This window comes from Vibrio sp. B4-6, assembly GCF_963888245.1.
Classification (GTDB): Bacteria; Pseudomonadota; Gammaproteobacteria; order Enterobacterales; family Vibrionaceae; genus Vibrio; species Vibrio anguillarum.
In genome coordinates this window covers 314738-334427 of record NZ_CAWPIM010000033.1, presented here as the reverse complement: position 1 = coordinate 334427, position 19690 = coordinate 314738, and the positions used below count along the sequence as shown (strand labels likewise).

Annotated in this window: 17 protein-coding genes; 10 read left to right on the top strand and 7 right to left on the bottom strand. The window is 47.9% G+C overall.

Features of this window, described 5'->3' with window-relative positions; translation table 11 throughout:
• Window positions 1–68: 68 nt before the first annotated feature.
• On the top strand, window positions 69–2957 hold the full coding sequence (locus AACV20_RS10865) for an Ig-like domain-containing protein (RefSeq protein ID WP_170907276.1): 2889 nt from the start codon (window positions 69–71) through the stop codon (window positions 2955–2957).
• Window positions 2958–3348: 391 nt separating this feature from the next.
• Window positions 3349–3621, top strand: a complete 273-nt coding sequence (locus AACV20_RS10860) for a hypothetical protein (protein ID WP_017048247.1) — start codon at window positions 3349–3351, stop codon at window positions 3619–3621.
• A gap of 13 nt (window positions 3622–3634) precedes the next feature.
• On the opposite strand, the gene AACV20_RS10855 is transcribed toward AACV20_RS10860, so the two are convergent.
• The 6 genes from AACV20_RS10855 to citS form a co-directional block, all read right to left on the bottom strand.
• Window positions 3635–4318 carry a response regulator gene (locus AACV20_RS10855; RefSeq protein WP_170907275.1) on the bottom strand — a complete coding sequence of 228 codons (684 nt, stop codon included), beginning with the start codon at window positions 4316–4318 and terminating at the stop codon, window positions 3635–3637.
• Window positions 4319–4320: 2 nt separating this feature from the next.
• A complete protein-coding gene (locus AACV20_RS10850) occupies window positions 4321–6027 on the bottom strand; it encodes an ATP-binding protein (protein ID WP_212752579.1) in 1707 nt (568 codons plus the stop codon).
• A 70-nt stretch (window positions 6028–6097) separates the two neighbouring features.
• The gene (locus tag AACV20_RS10845; RefSeq protein ID WP_170907274.1) at window positions 6098–7399 is read right to left on the bottom strand and encodes a sodium ion-translocating decarboxylase subunit beta; all 1302 of its coding nucleotides are present in this window, start codon (window positions 7397–7399) and stop codon (window positions 6098–6100) included.
• A 15-nt stretch (window positions 7400–7414) separates the two neighbouring features.
• Entirely contained in the window at window positions 7415–9229 is a 1815-nt protein-coding gene (oadA, locus tag AACV20_RS10840) for a sodium-extruding oxaloacetate decarboxylase subunit alpha (RefSeq protein ID WP_170907273.1), read from the bottom strand.
• 17 nt (window positions 9230–9246) lie between these two features.
• A complete protein-coding gene (locus tag AACV20_RS10835; protein ID WP_170907272.1) occupies window positions 9247–9657 on the bottom strand; it encodes an OadG family protein in 411 nt (136 codons plus the stop codon).
• A complete protein-coding gene (gene citS, locus AACV20_RS10830; RefSeq protein ID WP_170907271.1) occupies window positions 9608–10945 on the bottom strand; it encodes a citrate/sodium symporter CitS in 1338 nt (445 codons plus the stop codon). The genes AACV20_RS10835 and citS overlap by 50 nt, the downstream gene beginning before the upstream one ends.
• A gap of 276 nt (window positions 10946–11221) precedes the next feature.
• On the opposite strand from citS, the gene citC reads away from it, so the two are divergent.
• The 6 genes from citC to citG are packed head-to-tail and all read left to right on the top strand — an operon-like array spanning window position 11222 to window position 16492.
• A complete protein-coding gene (citC, locus tag AACV20_RS10825) occupies window positions 11222–12277 on the top strand; it encodes a [citrate (pro-3S)-lyase] ligase (RefSeq protein ID WP_170907270.1) in 1056 nt (351 codons plus the stop codon).
• A gap of 51 nt (window positions 12278–12328) precedes the next feature.
• Window positions 12329–12625 (top strand): citrate lyase acyl carrier protein, encoded by a 297-nt coding sequence (citD, locus tag AACV20_RS10820; RefSeq protein WP_170907269.1) that lies wholly within the window; start codon window positions 12329–12331, stop codon window positions 12623–12625.
• Window positions 12622–13497, top strand: coding sequence for a citrate (pro-3S)-lyase subunit beta (gene citE, locus AACV20_RS10815; protein ID WP_170907268.1), 876 nt, complete (start codon window positions 12622–12624; stop codon window positions 13495–13497). The genes citD and citE overlap by 4 nt, the downstream gene beginning before the upstream one ends.
• Window positions 13498–13507: 10 nt before the next feature.
• The gene (gene citF / locus AACV20_RS10810; RefSeq protein ID WP_170907267.1) at window positions 13508–15037 is read left to right on the top strand and encodes a citrate lyase subunit alpha; all 1530 of its coding nucleotides are present in this window, start codon (window positions 13508–13510) and stop codon (window positions 15035–15037) included.
• Window positions 15034–15570, top strand: coding sequence for a citrate lyase holo-[acyl-carrier protein] synthase (citX, locus tag AACV20_RS10805; protein ID WP_017050625.1), 537 nt, complete (start codon window positions 15034–15036; stop codon window positions 15568–15570). The genes citF and citX overlap by 4 nt, the downstream gene beginning before the upstream one ends.
• The gene (citG, locus tag AACV20_RS10800) at window positions 15548–16492 is read left to right on the top strand and encodes a triphosphoribosyl-dephospho-CoA synthase CitG (RefSeq protein ID WP_170907266.1); all 945 of its coding nucleotides are present in this window, start codon (window positions 15548–15550) and stop codon (window positions 16490–16492) included. Before citX ends, citG begins: the two co-directional genes overlap by 23 nt.
• Before the next feature lie 239 nt (window positions 16493–16731).
• On the opposite strand, the gene AACV20_RS10795 is transcribed toward citG, so the two are convergent.
• Complete coding sequence (locus AACV20_RS10795) at window positions 16732–17598, bottom strand: YicC/YloC family endoribonuclease (RefSeq protein ID WP_105976940.1); 867 nt, start codon at window positions 17596–17598, stop codon at window positions 16732–16734.
• A gap of 178 nt (window positions 17599–17776) precedes the next feature.
• Between AACV20_RS10795 and rph the strand changes: the two genes are divergently transcribed.
• A complete protein-coding gene (rph, locus tag AACV20_RS10790; protein ID WP_017042236.1) occupies window positions 17777–18493 on the top strand; it encodes a ribonuclease PH in 717 nt (238 codons plus the stop codon).
• Between the two features lie 505 nt (window positions 18494–18998).
• On the top strand, window positions 18999–19640 hold the full coding sequence (gene pyrE / locus AACV20_RS10785; protein WP_013855722.1) for an orotate phosphoribosyltransferase: 642 nt from the start codon (window positions 18999–19001) through the stop codon (window positions 19638–19640).
• Window positions 19641–19690 lie beyond the last annotated feature (50 nt).

Below are 19690 nucleotides of genomic sequence, written 5' to 3'. Positions count from 1 at the left end.
GTTAATTATTGGAGGTGGTGCTAATAAGCATACCGAATATTATAAATCTAATATAAGGGTATAAAATAATGTTTAATCAAAAAGACACGCCAGTCTCAATGGCCGACAAAAACTATTACCGGGTCTTAGGCCTAACTATGCTTTTTTCGGGTCTATTGCTAAACCCAATATCTCAGGCTATTGCTGTTGAGTTTAGCGCGGATGCGGTAGCTGAGTCAGAGGGGCAGTGGTGGAGCACTTACACCTTAGCGATTAAAAATACAGGAGCAGAGTCAGCGGATATGCGCGATGTGGTCATAGAATTTGTATTACCCGTTGCGATTAACGATATAGGTTGGCAATCATCGGCGCTATCTCATCCTACGTGGAGTCTATCTCATAGCGCTCAAGCGGGCGGTATTCTCCATTCAGTAGCGCTCAAATTCCCTGAAGGTGCTTGGGTTGACAGCGTTCTGAATTCCTCAGAATCACTCTCCTTGACGATCGCTTTTGCTGGTTCATTGGAAAACCTGAGTGCTTTTGAAGATTCTGTTATTGTGAAAATGGAAGGGGGCATCACACCACCGCCCGATTTTTCGCTAGATATTCTCTCTCCAGCGCCAAATTCAGTGGTATACACGGGCACAGACGTTAGCATTATGGCTCGTATTGATGGTGAGAGTGCCGGTAAGCTTGAGTTTTGGGCTAACCAAGACAAAATTGCTCAACAACCATTGAAGCAAGGTGTCACCGAGTATCAGCAAGTGTGGCAACCGAAAGAAATAGGAGCCGCTTCCATTTCAGTTATCGCGTTCAATGAGGAAGGCGATAAGCTCTCTGAGCAAAGCGTGCCTGTTTCTGTCGAGTCAGAATCGACGGCGCCTAATCCTCCGGTCGTTGAGTTCATTTCCCCAGAAGCGGGATCGTCCCACCCACAAGGCACAAGTTTGACGATCTCTGCTGAAGTGACCGATGCTGATAATGATCTGGCTACCGTTAAATTTTTTGCTAATGACACCGAAGTTTGCAGTATCGATGCCAAAACAGAGCAAGTGTTCTCTTGTGACTGGACCCCTCAAACGGCCGGAAGCGCTGCATTACGTGTTGAAGCGCAAGATGATGAACGGCATGTAACACAAAAAAATCTGACGATTACGGTTACTGATGTGAGTGGTAGTTGCGGTGACGTTGCTCAGTACCAAGATGGCGTGAGCTATCAAGTGGGAGATGAGGTAACCAATATTGGCCATATCTACGCATGTAAAATCGCAGGTTGGTGTGGTAACCCAGTATGGACACCGGGTACTGGGCATCCAAATTATCCAGATGCATGGAAAGATGCATGGAATGACGTTGGTGAGTGCGATCCTAACCCTGTTCCTGAAGTGCATGTTCAATCGCCAGAAAATGGACAAAAAATAGCACCCAATCAGCCATTTGAGGTGGTCGTTGAGGCGAGCGACGATACCCAAGTGGCGCGTGTCGATGTTCAATTGAATGGCGAAGTCGTTGCAACATCCACCTCTTCTTCGGGCGATCTTTATACCATCACTGTGCCTGCTCAAGTTGAAGGACAATACACTCTCACGGTTGCCGCGTATGACGATCAAGGCGCAAGTGCTCAAACTGCACCGATTTCGATTGCCATTACTGATAAAGATCTGCTGGTGTCACTCTCTTCCCCTGTAGACGGTTCAAGTTTCTTTGAAGGCCGAGCGATCTCAATCAAAGCGGATGCTAAGAGCTATGAAGGCGAGGTGACGTCCGTGACGTTTATTGCCAACGGCAAGGTACTGAATCAAGACACCGAAGCACCTTATGAATATGAGTGGATTGGAGCGCAAGCAGGCAACTACGCTATTTACGCAAAGGCGCTCAACAGTGCCAGTCAAGAGCAAATGTCAGCCCCATCCAATATTACAGTGAAAGAGAGTACCGGTGGTGGTGGCCTTGCCGATAACCCAGACCGTGCCATTAGTTATCTCACTTCTTGGGGATTAAACGATTATGAAAAACTGTTTAATTCTGAAGGTGACGGTTATTTATTATCGTTCGGTCAATGGGATGCTAGCGGTAACATTACAATTTCTGATGACATGGTGACCCCACCAAGTTACAACCCAGATTGGATGCCATCTCAGTACTTAGCGTGGTCAACCTTAAAACACGATAATAGCAATGTCACTATGATGGTCGCGTTTGGTGGTCAAACTTATGAAAGTATTTGGTCTGCGATTGGTAGCGATGCAAATCGGGAGGCGGTGGCCAATGGCCTCGTTGAATTGGTCAACAAACCCTTCCCTGTCTATAAGAAGAACCTAAAACCAGAAGAGGTAGTGGGTGACTGCCTTGCGACGGGGGGTGATGGCCAATGTGATTACAGCAAGTACCAATTAGCGGGTTATGTGCAAATCGATGGTCTTGACTTCGACTTCGAGAAAGCCGCGCGCATTACCGATAAAGAGAACCAAGACCTAACCGCATTGATTAAACTGATACGCCAAAAAGTGGGAGACAATAAAGTGTTGTCGCTGACCACATACCATGTCGGTGCTGATCCTGTGGCATGCATGGATTCAAGTGTGTTTGAAAATTGTTCTTACGTTGAGCCATCAGGTCGCTCGTCTCACCATGGTGAAGTGATCGATCTGTTACAAGCAACCAAGAACGATTTCGATTTCTTCAACGTCATGACCTATGACGCCGGCCAAAACTTCCTCTACGATGTCGCGATGGCCAATTACGCTCAATACATTGGAGATAAGTCGAAAATTGTTTTGGGCAATACGATCAATAGCCAGTGGGGGCCAAACGGCAATTTTGTGGAGAGCCGTGAAAACAACCTCAACCGTGCCAAGTGGCAAAAAGAGAATGGTTACGGTGGTTTCTTTATCTGGGCGTTGGGTTCAAATAATCAAAGTCTGAGCATGGAACAGCAAGTCGAGTACTTCAACGAAATGATCAGTGTCAGTAAGTAGCCTGCATGGTTACTTTGTGAGTTAACTAGATAACGGAAGGCCATGGTGCCTTCCGTGTTTTTATCCATCGTCATCAACTTAATCTGAATCGCCGAAGCTGAAATAGAGAACCTCATGCGATATTTTTGATTTTTTATGAATGCTGGTATTAAACATAACAATATTTAATTTTACTTAATGAAAATTTGGTCATTCCCAGCTCCTATTTTGCGGCCAGGCAACCAGTTACCCTCCACGCCATTACAACGTGACTACTTCAACGTTCATCGCTATATAAATACATAAAAACCAATAAGATTTTTTCCGTTACGGCGAACTTTGAATTACTTCATGCTCAGGCGAGTCGAAATCCATTGTAATAGAGCGACTCAATAGCCACAGTGGTGATGCGATGTTAGTTAGAAAGGTTTCTAGAGATTTGGCTTCTGCTCAAGCGCGAGAAAATTGGTTGGCGTATTGGCAACATTTTAGCCGTGAAAGTCAGGCGTTTTGTTCCGAGATTAACTGTTTAGCACCGTCTTCTCAGGCGATGTTGGTAAAATGCGATAAAGATGAAGAAGGGGTGTTTGTGATCCCACTTTGTCAGTGTCATAGCGACAACTTAGAAGGGGTGCTGGAAATAGGGGAGAGTACCGAAGTGCTCCCCTTCCATTACACGTTATAAATCAAAGCGATAGTTAGCATTTTTGGTAAAGCCGCTCAGGACGACCTACCCGACCATGCTGGATACAAGCTTCCAGAAAACCACTGGCCACACAATATTCAAGATAACGTCTGGCTGTGGTTTTGCTGATCCCAATCGCTTGTCCTAACAACTCTGCGGTGTACGCGGTTTGTGGTTCATGGTGATAAATCTCTTGGATTTTGATCAAAGTAAGTTCATCTATCCCTTTGGGTAAACTATCGAGTTGCTCAGTTTTAGCCTGAAAATTAAACAGTTCATCAACGTGGCGCTGATTGACGCTGTCATTAGCGCGTAGCGAGCTAGTGTATTTTAGATAACGCTCCAGCGAGTTTTGCACTCGATCATAGGCAATTGGTTTTAACAGGTAATCAAATACTCCGCAGCGAACGGCTTCGCGTACTGTCTCCATATCGGAAGCGGCAGTGATAAAAATCACATCTGGTGCTTGCGGTTGATGAGTTAGCTCCTTTAAAAACTCTATGCCACGACCATCGGGTAGGTAGTTATCTAAAAAAATCAGTTTAGGCTTGAGAATGCGCACCATGTTACGTGCTTCATTAATACTTTGTGCCACGCCAACAGGGCGAAAGCGGGTAGTTTGTTTGAGATAAAAGCTGTGCACATCAGCAATGCTCGTTTCATCCTCTACGATCAATACGTCGATTAATTCCATCATAATCAGCTCTTATTATGCCCTTCAGCTAGTGGTAAGTGGTTTTCCGCCACAAGTGTGTTGGGTCGATTGGGAATAAAAATAGAAAAAATAGTCCCTTGCGGCTCTGCACTGTCGATAAGTATCGAACCATGAGCCTGAGTGACAAATCGATGAACAAGGTAAAGTCCAATACCGTGTCCTTGCTGGTTTTTGCTACTCACTCCCTTGAGAAACAAGGTTTGGGCAATGTCGGCAGGAATGCCATTGCCATTATCTGCCACTTCAATCACCAACTCTTCACCGTTATCGGTCAGCAGCAGCGATATGGTTTTATTGTTGTTTGGGTTTTTTAGCGTCGCTTCAAATGCGTTATCCAGTAGGTTACCGAGCACTGCCGCCAGCTCATCTGACGTCATGCATTGCGGCTCTTGATGTAGATGTGACATCGGGTCGAACTCCAAGCACAGCCCTAGCTCTTTAGCACGGCTGTATTTACCGAGCAGTAATCCTGCGATCACTTTGGGATGAAAGGTCTGGGAGATGAAATCGATCAGTTGCTGCTGCTCGGCGGTTTCGCGGCGAATGGTTTTGACGGCTTCATCGTATGCGCCGATTTGAATTAAGCCGCCGATGGTGGATAGTCGGTTAGCAAACTCGTGACTCATTACGCGTAGGTTATCGTTGTGCTGACGGATCTGGCTAAGCTGGGAAGTCAGCGTATTGAAGTCGTTGCGGCGACGAAAACTCACCACCCAACCAATTTGCTGTTGTCCTGAATTGATCGGCACACGGTTCGCCACCAAGGTTTCACCGTTACAGCTAATCAGTTCATCTTGCTGGCTGGTGCTGTTTTGCTGTGCTAACTGACCAAACGGACTAGCACCCATAAAAAAGTAAGTCGGAGTGATGAACTCTTGAACATTACGTCCAATCAGATGATGCGGTTGGTGGGCAATGCCGAGAATATTCAGTGCTTTAGAGTTGACAGAAAGGATTTCACCTTTCAAGCTAATCGCAACTATTCCTTCATACACACTTTGTAGAATGGATTGCTGCAGGTTGAGGTTCATGGCGATCTCTTCCGGCTCCATATTGAACATCTGCTGTTTGATATGGCGGGTAAACAGCCAAGCGCTCAATCCAGAAAGCAGCATGAGTAGGGCCACTGTACTGAGCATTGGATAGGAGTAAATGCGTAGCCAATCACTGATATGATCGAGTAAATAGCCCACAGAAACCACCCCCAGAACCTGTCCGGAAGGTGAGACAACCGCAGCCTTACCGCGAATTGCCCAGCCTAGGCTGCCTTTTTGGGTTGAGGTGTAATATTCGCCCTCTTTTAACGCTCGACTGCTGTCACCACCTTGCATGGGTAAACCAATTTTTTGCTCATCTGGATGAGCAATACGAATACCATTGGCATCGCCAATCACAATAAAGTTGGCATCTGAAATGCGTTGTAGGCGATCGATTTTAGTCTGTACTTCGGTGAGACGATTTTGTTGGATTAGGGTAATTAAATTGGGGTCAGTCGCAATCTCACGCGCTTGAATCAGTGCCTTAGTGCTGATCTGATCTTGTAGGGTTTCACTAAGAGTTTGATGGAAAAAGCCGGCTACCAGCAAAAGCTGGATCACTACCATAGCAACCAGTAGTGCACCGACCCTTTGCTGAAATGAAAGAGTCTGGCAGACTTTGGTGTGTAAAAAATGGGCTAGTGATATTTTCATGCCGGCGAGTTTATCCTTGCTATAAATGAGGCTTATTGATTAGAGTCTAAGAAAAACCAATCAATAATGGCTATCCCATCACATATTTGATCATAACCCCTGCCGCTACTGCAGAGCCAATGACCCCAGCGACGTTGGGACCCATGGCATGCATCAGCAAAAAGTTCTGCGCGTTGGCTTCTAGCCCGACCTTGTTGGAGACGCGTGCCGCCATCGGCACGGCAGAAACTCCGGCTGAACCAATCAGTGGGTTGAGTTTGGTGGTGGAGAAACGATTCATCAGTTTCGCCATCAAAACCCCAGCCGCAGTGCCGACACAAAACGCCACAATACCGAGCACCAAAATGCCAATGGTTTGGGGCTGCAGGAACTTATCCGCCATCAGTTTGGAGCCAACTGATAAACCAAGGAAAATGGTCACTATATTGATCAGTGCGTTTTGTGCTGTATCGGATAAACGCTCCACCACACCACACTCACGCATCAAGTTGCCAAAGCAGAACATACCGAGCAGTGGCGTTGCAGAAGGCAGTAAGAGCGCAATCAAAATCAGTAGCAGCAGTGGAAAGCCAATTTTTTCTAGCTTGTGTACCTGACGCAGTTGACGCATCTGAATTTTGCGTTCTTCTTGCGTGGTCAGCGCACGCATTATCGGCGGCTGAATCATAGGCACTAACGCCATGTAGGAGTAGGCTGCGACCGCAATTGCCCCCAACAATTCAGGTGCGAGCATGCTCGAGACGTAAATTGCCGTCGGGCCATCCGCACCCCCTATGATGCCAATCGCGGCGGCTTGCGCCACGCTAAAATCCATCACCCCTAAACTGCTTAATGCCAATGCACCCAGTACGGTAGTGAAAATACCAAACTGAGCCGCCGCACCGAGCAGCAGGGTTTTGGGGTTGGCGAGCAGTGGACCAAAATCCGTCATTGCCCCTACGCCCATAAAAATGAGTAGAGGCCCAACTCCGGAAGCGATGGCTAGACTGTAAAACAGATAAAGCATGCCATCGCTGTACTGATACTGCTCGGCGAGCAAGTGCAAGGTGGTCATTTGCAGTGGCGTTGCGCTACTCAGTGCTTGCTTAATCTCCAAAGGCATGTACGAGCTAAGTTGCAGTACCTCTGAAAAGGCCGTCATCACTTCAGGTTTGGCGGCATACAAGGCATTTTCTATCGCCGACATGGCAAGCCCTGCATCGGGCAGATTAGAGAGAATGCCACCAAACCCAATAGGCACTAGTAGCAAAGGCTCAAAGCGTTTAAAAATAGCCAGATAGAGCAGCGCTAAACCGACAAGGATCATGATGGCTTGCCCCCACTGGAGGTGGAATAGGCCAAAATCACGCACCATAGCTAAAACGTTTTCCATTCTTTTTGTCCCTGATTACGCTAGTACTAGCAAGGCGTCGCCGACTTGTACTGCATCGCCTTCATTGACTTCAATGACACTGATCACTCCGGCACGTGGGGCGCGGATTTCAGTTTCCATCTTCATCGCTTCTAAGATCAGCAAGACATCGCCTTCAGCCACTTCATCACCTGCTGCCGCATGAATTTTCCAGATATTGCCAGAAAGGGGGGCTGCGAGGTTTTCACCTTCTGCTGCACTCGGTACTGGTGAGTTATTGGCCGACGCTGCTGGCGCGACATGTGTCAGCTCGCCGCCTTCATCTACCTTCACCACATAGCTTTGGTTGTTGACGGTAATGGTGTAGACACCGTTACTTGCGACGGACTGACTTTCCACTGACGCGGCTTTGGTTTTTGCCGTAGGCATTTGAGAGGCGTCACCAGTTTTTGCTGCTTGTGGTGCGGGTTCAAATGCTTCTGGGTTATGGCGATTCGCGAGGAACTTCCAACCCACTTGATCGAACAGCGCAATGGTCAGCACATCATCAATCGCATTCTTGGCTAGAGTGATGTGTTGCTCTTTAGCTTGCTGTAATACGCGGTCTTGCAAGGTTGGCATTTCAGCAGTAATCAAATCAGCGGGACGGCAGGTTATGGGCTCAGCACCTGCTAATACTCGAGCTTGCAACTGCACGTTGACCGGCGCAGGTGTTTTACCGTATTCACCTTTCAGTACTCCGCTGGTTTCTTTGGTGATGGTTTTGTAACGCTCACCCATTACGACGTTGATCACCGCTTGTGTACCCACGATTTGTGACGTCGGAGTCACTAGTGGCAAAAAGCCAAGCTCTTCACGTACACGCGGGATCTCTTCGAGCACTAAATCGAGTTTATCAAGTGCGTTTTGCTGTTTGAGTTGGCTTTCCATGTTGGTCAGCATACCGCCCGGGACTTGCGCCACCAAAATACGTGCATCACTGCCTTTCATCATGCCTTCAAAGGCGTGGTATTTTTTGCGTACATCGCGGAAATAGGTCGCAATATTTTCGAGCTTAGCGATATCCAACCCGGTGTCGTAGCCCGTGCCTTGCAAGGTGGAGACCAGAGATTCCGTCGCTGGATGACCATAAGTACCACTCATGCTGGAAATCGCGGTATCGACCCGATCAACGCCCGCTTCAATCGCTTTGAGTAAGGTCATATCGGCAAGGCCAGCAGTGGAGTGGCAGTGCAGATGCAATTCGACATCCACTTGTTTTTTCAGGGTTGAGACTAACTCTTCGGCAGAATACGGGGTTAAAATGCCAGCCATATCTTTCAGGGCAATCGAATCGACCCCCTGTTCTGCCAGTTGCTGTGCTATGTCGACCCAAGTTTGTAAATTGTGTACTGGGCTTGTGGTGTAGCAGAGCGTCCCTTGCGCATGCGCGCCCATCTTTTTCACCGCTTGTAGTGCTTGTTGCATGTTACGCACATCGTTCATCGCATCGAATACACGAAACACATCCATGCCATTTTTCACTGCGCGCTCGACAAAAGTATCCACCACATCATCAGCATAGTGACGATAGCCGAGCAAGTTTTGCCCGCGCAGTAGCATTTGCAGTGGCGTATTGGGCATGGCTTGTTTGAGCAAACGTAGGCGTTGCCATGGGTCTTCGCCTAAAAAGCGGATGCAGCTGTCAAAGGTTGCGCCTCCCCAACACTCCAAAGACCAATAGCCGATCTGATCTAATTGCTGCGCAATCGGCAGCATGTCGTCAATCCGTAAGCGAGTGGCAAAAAGAGATTGGTGCGCGTCGCGTAATACGACATCGGTTACACCTACGCGTTTAATCGCCTGAGTCATGTGTTATTTCTCCTTCACTAAGATAATTTTTGTTGTGCTTTATGGTGATGGATGGCGGCGGTGAGCACCGCGAGCAACTCACCTTGGTTTTGTTTGGCTTTAGCCTTATTGGCTGGTGTTTTTTTATTGCCCGTTTTGGTCTGTGCTTCAGGCGGGGCAAAACGGACAATCAAGTACGACATGGTACGAGTTGCAAATACTAAGAAAATCAAAAAGATGAACACAAAGCCCATCCCTAGGGTCAGTAAATTAATCCCTTCGAGGAGCAGTGAGGTTGATTGCATAGTCACTTCCAGTGGTAAAAACAGGGTTGAGAATAGAGGAAAAAAGAGGCGCGCTAGGCGCGCCAAATAATCCCAAGGAGCAAGGGTTAAAGAGTTAAAACATACCGAACACCACGCTGGCGATAACCAGCACAATGCCGCCACCCAGACGTGAAGAGATTTGTGCGTAAGAGAGCAAATTCATACGGTTAGAGGCAGCGAGTACTTCAAGGTCACCAGAACCGCCGCGATTAGCCATACACAGACCTGCGGTGATAGAGGATTCAATAGGATAGAAACCCATCGCCCAGCCACCTAAAGCCGCACCCAAAGTCGCCCCAAGTACAATAACAGTGGCAATAATCACGTTAGCAAAGGTGAGGGCATTGATGATTTCCGCTAGATCGGTGTAAGCAATACCAACGCCAACCATCAATAGCCATAGCATCTGTTTTGAAAAGAAATTAGACAGACGTTTCGCGCCCTCTTTGATTTCATCACTGCATAAACCCGCCGCGTTAAGAATGGCGATAATCACTACCATGTACGCAAAGGTGTGGATTTGAATCGAGCCAAAACCGGGTAAAATCTCTTTCGATAGCGAATAAGAGAAGGTGTACACGCAAGCAGCCAGCATTAAACCAATCGCAATTTCACGATGAGTCACGGTAAGGTTTTTGGCTTCTTCACTAACGTCCAGTTTCGAGCTGCGTACTAGCTCCCCATTGCCAGTTAATAATGGGATCTTTTCACCAATAATATTCAGAGCAGCAGCTACGATGATAGCCACTATATTAGCGATAGTTAAAATGGCGACCGCTACTGAGTAGTATTGTTCTTTTGAGCCACCCGTGACCGATTCATATATCTCGGAAAGTGGAATTGCACCCGCGCCATTACCACCGCCCATGATCGGCAGCACATACAGCATCATGATGCGATCAGGAGTGATACCAAATACTAGGCCGATAGCAATACCAAACATCGCCGCACCGGCAACCGCAGCCAGAATGGTGGGAATGTAACCAGCTAGAGAGCGGATCAGCAGTTTACGGTTGACTGCCAAAATGGAGCCGGTGATCAGCACCGCGATGAACAGATCCAAGAATTTGCTCTTATCCATCACTTCGGTCACGGTTTTGATTTCACGGTCGCTGAGCCAGCCCATATGCACGAACCAAGCAGCAACCAAGAAAATCATCACCGGCGCACCGCCGATGTATTTATTAAAAATAGGTAGGCGTTTGCCAACTTCGCCAAATATTGCACCGACGACAAACATAAAGGCAAAACCACCAACCAGACCGCTAGGTAAAGTGTCAGTAAAATGAGCGGCTAATATAGTGACCAGTAAAAATAAAAATAAAGGGAGTGGAGTGCCAAATATTTTTATCTGGCTTAGATTTAATCCACCTGCGGACTTTTTATCTAAATGTAGGGTTTTCTCGTTCATATTTCCATGTCCAATGAGGTTATTAAGACCTTTATTACATTAAATAAAATAGCTAGTGATAATTGTGAAAATAGTCATCCAAACCAGTGGCTTTAAAAGTCTCAATGGTTTTTATGATTTAAATTTTAAATAGAATTGAAAATCAAATAGATAAAAATTTAATTCATTAAAACCATAAAGAGCGTTAACGGCGGGAAATAAAGTGATTACCCTCATTAAACCTTTGCGGCTGAATTTAGATAATAAAGCCAGAAAAAATAGGTGAGGAAGCTGACCATGGTGGATATTTATACCTTCTCGCGAGTTTCAACCAAGAATAAAGTCAAGCTCTTACAGATCAAAGAGTTCCTCTGCCAGCACCAACTCACGGTGGATGAAGATGTGGAGCATTTTGTGGTGGCCTATGGTACAAACCAAATCATCGCTTGCGGTGGAATTGCTGGGCATGTGTTGAAGTCCATCGCGGTTTCTCCTGCACTGCAAGGGACCGGTTTTGCACTCAAATTGATGACCGAATTAACCAACTTCGCTTATGAAATGGGGCGATTTTCACTCTTTCTTTTTACTAAACCGGCCAATATCGATTTATTCCGGCAGTGTGGTTTTTTCTTAGTTGGTAAAGTCGAACCGCATATTGCTTTATTAGAAAATAGCCCCAATCGTCTTGCGGTATATTGCATGCAGTTGCAGTTATTAAAAATGTCTGGCCGTAAAATTGGCAGTATTGTGATGAATGCCAATCCGTTTACCTTAGGTCATCAATATTTAATTGAGCAAGCTTGCGAACAATGCGACTGGGTGCATTTATTTGTCGTAAAAGCAGAGAATAAAGATTTCTCTTATGCTGACCGTATGGCAATGATTAAGGCCGGTAGTAAACATTTATTGAATTTAACTATTCATTCCGGCTCGGATTATATTATTTCACGCGCGACCTTCCCCAGTTATTTTATTAAAGATCAACAAGTGGTGAATCAATCCCATACCGCGCTGGATTTAAGTATTTTCCGCCATTCAATAGCACCTGCCCTTGGCATTACGCACCGCTTTGTCGGCAGTGAGCCGATTTGTACTGTGACTCGTCATTACAACCAAGCCATGCGCCGCTGGCTAGAAGAAACGCACGATGTCAGTGCGCCGATCCAAGTGGTGGAAATTGAGCGCAGCCAGCAAGCCTCGCAGCCTATTTCAGCATCGCGCGTGCGCTATTTGCTCAAACAATATGGCGTTGCCGCGATTGCCGATCTCGTGCCGAAAACGACCTATTCCTACCTTTGTCAGCACTATGCGGAACATTCGCTACAGGCCGCTCCGCAACTGTTAGCGGTATGAGCTCGGTGTTGACACTGTTTTATCCAATAACTCATTAACAAGGTTGTACCCATGAAAATTGCCCATCCCGCTTTTGCGGGAACACTGGAATCCAGTGATCTTCAGGTTCGGATTGAACCTAATAACGATGGTGGTATTGAGCTGGTGCTAGACAGCACAGTGGAGCAGCAATTTGGTCATGCGATTCGTCAGGTCGTGCTGCGCACCCTCGAAACGATGCAAGTGCACGACGCGCTGGTCACCATCGAAGACAAAGGTGCGCTGGATTGTGTGATCCGCGCGCGCGTACAGGCCGCGGTGATGCGCGCTTGTGATGTGCAGAACATTGAGTGGAGCCAACTATCATGACCAAACTTCGTCGCAGTATGTTATTTGTGCCGGGCGCGAATGCCGCCATGCTCAGCAATACCTTTATCTATCAACCTGATTCGATCATGTTCGATCTGGAAGACTCGGTCGCGCTGCGTGAAAAAGACACCGCGCGGATGTTGGTGTTTCATGCGCTGCAACACCCTATGTACCAAGAGATGGAAACTGTGGTGCGGGTCAATCCGCTCGATTCTGAATTTGGTATCAAAGATCTCAATGCCGTGGTGCGTGGCGGAGCCAAAGTGGTGCGTCTGCCGAAAACCGATAACGCCAACGATGTGGTTGAGATGGAAAAAGTCATCGAGCAGATCGAGCGTGAATGCGGACGCGAAGTGGGCAGCACGCGCATGTTGGCGGCGATTGAAACCGCACAAGGCATTAACAACGCAGTCGAGATTGCCTTTAGCTCACGCCGCCTGATTGGGATTGCGCTCGGCGCAGAAGACTATGTGCGCGATCTGCGCACGCAGCGTTCAGCGGAAGGCATTGAGCTGCTGTTTGCGCGCTGCTCCATTCTGCAAGCGGCGCGTGCTGCCGGGATCATGGCGTTTGATACCGTCTATTCCGATGCCAATAACGAAGAGGGATTTTTGCGTGAAGCGGAGCACATCAAACAGCTTGGCTTTGATGGCAAATCACTGATTAACCCGCGCCAAATTGACCTGCTGCACAACGTGTTTGCTCCAACCCAAAAAGAGATCGATCACGCCATCGCAGTCATCGAAGCGGCAGAAGAAGCGGCAGCGAAAGGGCTGGGCGTGGTTTCCCTTAACGGCAAAATGGTCGATGGACCCATCATCGAACGCGCACATTGGACATTGCAACGTGCTGAATCCGGCATCAAACACTAAAGGTCATCTCATGAGTATTAATATATTAAATAACCCTCTGTCTGTACTGGAAGTGGAACGCTACGCGTTGACGCCTTATACCCAAGCGCACGCGATCACGCCGCATCTGCTGAATGAGCAAGCCAAAAAAAGCCGCAAAGTGAAAAGTTCGATCCGCGAAGCGATTGTCGATCTTGGCTTAAAAGAGGGCATGACCATCTCTTTCCATCATGCGTTTCGTGGCGGCGATAAAACCGTCAATCTGGTGATGGAGGTGATTGCTGAACTAGGGATTAAAAACCTCACGCTCGCCTCAAGCTCGCTCACCTCTTGCCACTCGCCTTTGATTGAACACATCAAAAACGGCGTAGTGAGCAAGATTTACACCTCTGGGATCCGCGGAGCGCTGGCCGACAGCATTTCTAACGGCTTGCTTGATGAACCAGTGCATATTCACTCGCACGGTGGTCGTGTGCATTTGATCCAAAGCGGTGAGCTCTACATCGACATGGCGTTTATTGGTGTACCTTGCTGTGATGAATTTGGTAACGCCAACGGCTTTAAAGGCAAATCCAATTGTGGCTCACTCGGCTATGCCAAAGTCGATGCCGAACATGCTGAAAAAGTGGTGATGCTGACTGAAGCCATCGTTGGTTTCCCCAATTTCCCTGCATCCATTACTCAAGACCGCGTTGATGCGGTTGTGCAGGTGGCGGAAGTGGGCGACCCAAGCAAAATCGGTGGCGATGCCACGCGCATGACCACTAATCCGCGCGAGCTGCTGATCGCCAAACGCGCTGCGGAAGTCATCGAGCATTCTGGCTATTTTTATGATGGTTTTTCAATGCAGACCGGTTCGGGCGGTGCATCGCTCGCGGTTGCGCGCTTTTTGAAAGAGAAGATGTTGCGCCAAAACATTCGCGCTTCTTTCGCTCTCGGTGGTATCACTGCGACTATGGTGGAAATGCATGAACAGGGACTGATTGATTACTTGCTCGATGTGCAGTGTTTCGATTCGGTGGCGGCGGGCTCGTTAGCGCGCAATCCACATCATCTCGAAATCTCTGCTAACGAATACGCCAACCCAAGCTCGAAGGGGGCGGCGGTGGATAGGCTGGATGTGGTTATCTTGAGTGCGCTGGAAATTGATACCCAGTTTAACGTTAACGTGATCACCGGCTCTGATGGGGTAATTCGCGGCGCATCCGGCGGTCATTGTGACACGGCGGCGGCGGCAAACTTATCGATTATTGTGGCGCCTTTGGTGCGTGGCCGCATTCCGACCGTGGTCGAGAAGGTCACTAACGTCATCACCCCAGGAGCCACTATCGATGTGTTGGTGACGGATCAAGGTATCGCGGTAAACCCGAATCGTCCCGAACTGAAAGCGCGTTTCATCGCGGCGCAACTGCCCGTTGTCGAGATTGAAGCGTTGCAACAGCGTGCGGAGTTGCTGACGGGTAAACCCCAGCCGTTGCAATTCGAAGACAAAACCGTTGCCTTTGTTCACTACCGTGACGGTTCGATCATTGATGTTATCAAGCAGGTAAAAAGCCTATGAGTCACCATCCTGATCTTTCAGTCAGTCTGGACCAGCTACTTCTGCGTAAAGAAGTGCGGGTTCGGCAACAAGGTGAGTGGCTAAAACGCCATTCACTGCCTCTGGTTTCTTTCACGGTTAACATGCCGGGCGCGGTTAAGCTCAACGCTGCCAGCCAAACCGTGATGGATGCAGGTATGCGTGCCATTCAAGAACTGTGTCAGCAAACGGGCTGGCGGCAAGTGGCTTGTCAGCTGTTGGTGGAAAAAACGGGGCCGGAAGCCTTTGTGGTGATTCAGGCTCCTTCAGCCAGCATGTTGAAAAAAGCCATGATGAAGATTGAACGCGAGCATCCGCTGGGGCGACTGATGGATCTGGATGTGATTGATGTCGATGGACATATTATTTCGCGCCAAGGTGCGCAGTTGCCAAGACGGCGCTGCTTGCTGTGTGAACGCGATGCGGTGATCTGTGCTCGCTCGCGGCAGCACGGTGTTGAGGCTTTGTTGGCTAAAATAGAGGAGATGGTTCATGACTATTCCTGCTGCGCTTGATCTTCTGCTTGAACTGCCTAGCCAAGCCTCTGGCACAAGTGGCGCGAAAACGTTCAGCTTGCCTCGCTTAGTGGGGCATCTGGCTTATCATGCCATGATGTTAGAGGTGCATCTCACCCCTAAACCGGGTTTGGTGGATACTGCTAATAATGGCGCGCACCGCGATATGGATCTCAACACTTTTATCGCCAGTGCCGAGGCGATTGCGCCTTATCTGCAATCTTTTGTCAGTGCAGGTTGGGAGAGCGCGGGAAATCCGGCCGCTCAGTTGCTGACCGCCTTGCGCCCGATTGGCATAGAAGCTGAGCAAGCCATGTTTGCTGCCACTCAAGGGGTGAACACCCATAAAGGGATGATTTTTATCTTGGGGCTTATTTGCGGCTCTGTGGGGTGGCTCAAAGCCAATCAACTCAAAATTGATGCGCAGCATATTGGCGAAACCATTCGCCAAGCTTGCCAGTTTTTGATTATTGATGAGCTAAAAGCGAAGCGTGAATCGGCTCCCAAAACGGCAGGCGAGCGAATTTATCGTCGGTACGGTTTAACCGGCGCACGCGGTGAAGCCGCTTCTGGCCTTGCGATGGTGATGCAACATGCGCTGCCAGCCTACCAAGCCTGTTTAACCAAAGGAGCCAGCACCGAGCAAGCCTTGTGGCATACCTTATTGGTGTTGATGGTCAACAATAACGACAGCAACCTCGCTGCTCGCGGTGGATTAGAAGGGCTGCATTTTGTGCAAGCGCAAGCGCAGCAACTGCTCGCCAAAGGCGGCTTTTTATATCAAGAAATTGAACAAGCTCTTACGGCGCTCGATAGCGCGATGATTGAAAAACACTTAAGCCCCGGCGGCAGTGCAGATCTATTAGCCGCTACTTGGTTAATTAATGAGTTAGCGCAATTGTTTCAAGTCCGTCACGAGTAATTTTGATTGTTAACTTTAAGATCGGAAATTCTTAAAAAGCAGCCATAACTGGACGCAATGTTGAATCGATATTTGAAATCAAGAGACTTTTGGGGTAAAGCACAATTCGTCATAGTATTCTCTCTCGTGCTGGAAAGTTACTCACCAGTTGGTTGAAAACAGAGGCAAAGACCTGTAATTTCCTGAAAAAAAGCCCCTATTTACAGGGGCTTGGTAAGCTTAGAGAGACTCAAAAACCCTTATTCGATGTTTTGGATCTGCTCTCTCATTTGCTCAATCAGAACCTTAAGTTCTACGCCAGAGGCCGTAATGTCGGTGCTGATTGATTTCGAGGCTAACGTGTTCGATTCGCGGTTAAATTCTTGCATCATGAAATCGAGCTTACGGCCGCATGAGCCGCCTTTTTTGAGCACATTACGTGCTTCTTTGACATGCGAATCGAGGCGGTCTAACTCTTCGGCAACGTCTGATTTTTGTGCAAGTAAAATCAGCTCTTGCTCGACGCGCGTTGCATCAAGCTCAATCTTTGCTTCTTCAAACTTAGTCAATAGACGTTCACGTTGCCATTGCAGGATTTCTGGCATGCGTGCGCGCACTTTTACCACTTCTTCACTGATCGCCGTCAGGCGTTGTTCGATTAACGCCTTCATGTTGTCACCTTCACGGCTACGTGCGTCAATGAATTCAATGATTGCGTCATCAAAGCCTGCTAATAAGGCTTTATTAATGCTGTCCATGTCTTGTTCTGGCGTTTCCATTACGCCGGGCCACTGCATGATTTGAAACGGATTAATGCGGCTTAGCTCGCCTGTCATGTGCATTACTTGGTTGGCGGCTTTAATCACTTGATTGGCGAGTGCTTCATTGATATTCAGCTCACTTTTAGCCGCAGGGTTTGCTTCATAACGTAAGTGACATTCTACTTTGCCGCGCGCTAAACGTTGGCGAAAGCGTTCACGCAGTACAGGCTCAAGACCACGAAATTGTTCCGGCAGGCGGAAATAGGTTTCAAGATAACGTTGGTTTACCGAGCGAATTTCCCATACCGCGGTACCCCAATCACCTTTAACTTCTTTACGCGCGTACGCGGTCATGCTGTAAATCATTGATTTGTCCTTTGCTCACGAAGATGAAATATCAAACGAGAGATATGTTAGCACTAGCTTCACGCGTGTACTAGGTTCACGCCAATGCAAAGGGTGACCAACCTAGCGTCAAGGCGGCTAATCCGCTATAATCTCGCCCCAATCGATTCCGTCTCACCCGATAAAAGGTAGATGCACTATGCGTCCAAATGACCGCGCGGCCGATCAAATTCGCCCAATTAAAATCACTCGCAACTACACTGCTTATGCTGAAGGGTCAGTATTGGTGGAATTTGGTAATACCAAAGTATTGTGTAATGCCACTGTCGAAGAGGGTGTTCCTCGCTGGTTGAAAGGTCAGGGCAAAGGTTGGGTTACTGCAGAATACGGCATGCTGCCACGTGCAACCCATTCACGGACTCGTCGTGAAGCGACCAACGGTAAACAAGGTGGCCGCACCATGGAGATTCAACGTCTCATCGCTCGCAGCTTACGTGCTGTGGTGGATTTAGAGGCAATGCCAGAGGTGATGATCACGGTTGACTGTGACGTTATTCAAGCGGATGGCGGTACTCGCACTGCATCAATTACGGGCGCAAGTGTGGCACTAGCGGATGCGTTTGCTCATCTGGTTGCTAGCGGTAAATTGAAGAAGAATCCAATGAAAGGCCATGTTGCTGCTGTCTCAGTTGGCATCTTGGGTGAAAACATTTTATGTGATTTGGAATACGTGGAAGATTCTGCCGCCGACACTGATATGAATGTGGTGATGACTGAAAACGGTAAGATGATTGAAATTCAAGGCACCGCAGAGGGTGAACCGTTTAGCCATGAAGAGCTGATGGATTTACTGGCCGTTGCCAAGAAAGGCATCGCTGATATTGTTGAAGCGCAGAAAGCATCGTTATTAGATTGATCAAGTAGCTCCCAGTTGGGGGCTATTTTTTTGCCCGTTTTATTCATTGTATTGTTGTACGTGATGACCCCACCCTAACCCTCCCCTATAAGGGGAGGGAATAAAGGAAGTGTTCCTAATATTGCCCTTGAGGGGAGGGAATTCATCATCTTAGTATCTCCCCTTTTAGGGGAGGCGAGCATTATCTTAGTACCTCTCTTTTTTAGGGGAGGCGAGCATTATCTTAGTACCTCTCTTTTTTCGGGGAGGCGAGCACCATCTTAGTACCTCTCTTTTTTCGGGGAGGCGAGCACCATCTTAGTACCTCTCTTTTTTCGGGGAGGCGAGCAGCATCTTAGTACCTCTCCTTTTTCGGGGGAGGTGAGCACCAGCTTAGTACCTCTCCTTTTTCGGGGAGGTGAGCACCACTTTAGTACCTCCCCCTTTTAGGGGGAGGCTAGGAGGGGGTTGTTCTTGTTGAGAAAGAGAAATAAACCAAAGTGTATGAGTTAAGAGAGAGAAAATCATGAAAGCATACCAGCGTGAATTTATTGAATTTGCACTAGAAAAAGAAGTTTTGAAGTTTGGCGAGTTTACTTTGAAGTCTGGCCGAAAAAGCCCTTATTTCTTTAACGCTGGCTTGTTTAATACTGGCCGTGATTTAGCGCGCTTAGGGCGTTTTTATGCCGCTGCTTTGGTCGATTCTGGGATTGAGTTTGATGTGCTATTTGGACCTGCGTACAAAGGGATCCCAATTGCGACTACAACTGCAGTAGCGTTGGCTGATCATCATGATGTTGATACGCCGTATTGCTTTAACCGTAAAGAAGCGAAAGACCACGGTGAAGGCGGTAACTTGGTCGGTAGCGCATTAGAAGGGCGCATTATGCTGGTGGATGATGTCATTACGGCTGGTACTGCCATTCGTGAGTCGATGGAAATCATTCAAGCTAACGGTGCGGATCTTGCTGGTGTTTTGGTAGCAATTGACCGCCAAGAAAAAGGTAAAGGAGAGCTTTCTGCAATTCAAGAAGTCGAGCGTGATTTTGGTTGCGCGATCATCTCAATTGTTAGCCTGACCGATCTGGTTACTTACCTTGAAGAGAAAGGGGCAGATGCTAAGCACCTTGAGGCGGTAAAAGCGTATCGTGCTCAGTACGGAATTTAAGCATCAACTTATTTGCGAATCGTAGAGCCACTTATTGAAAAGTAAAAGCC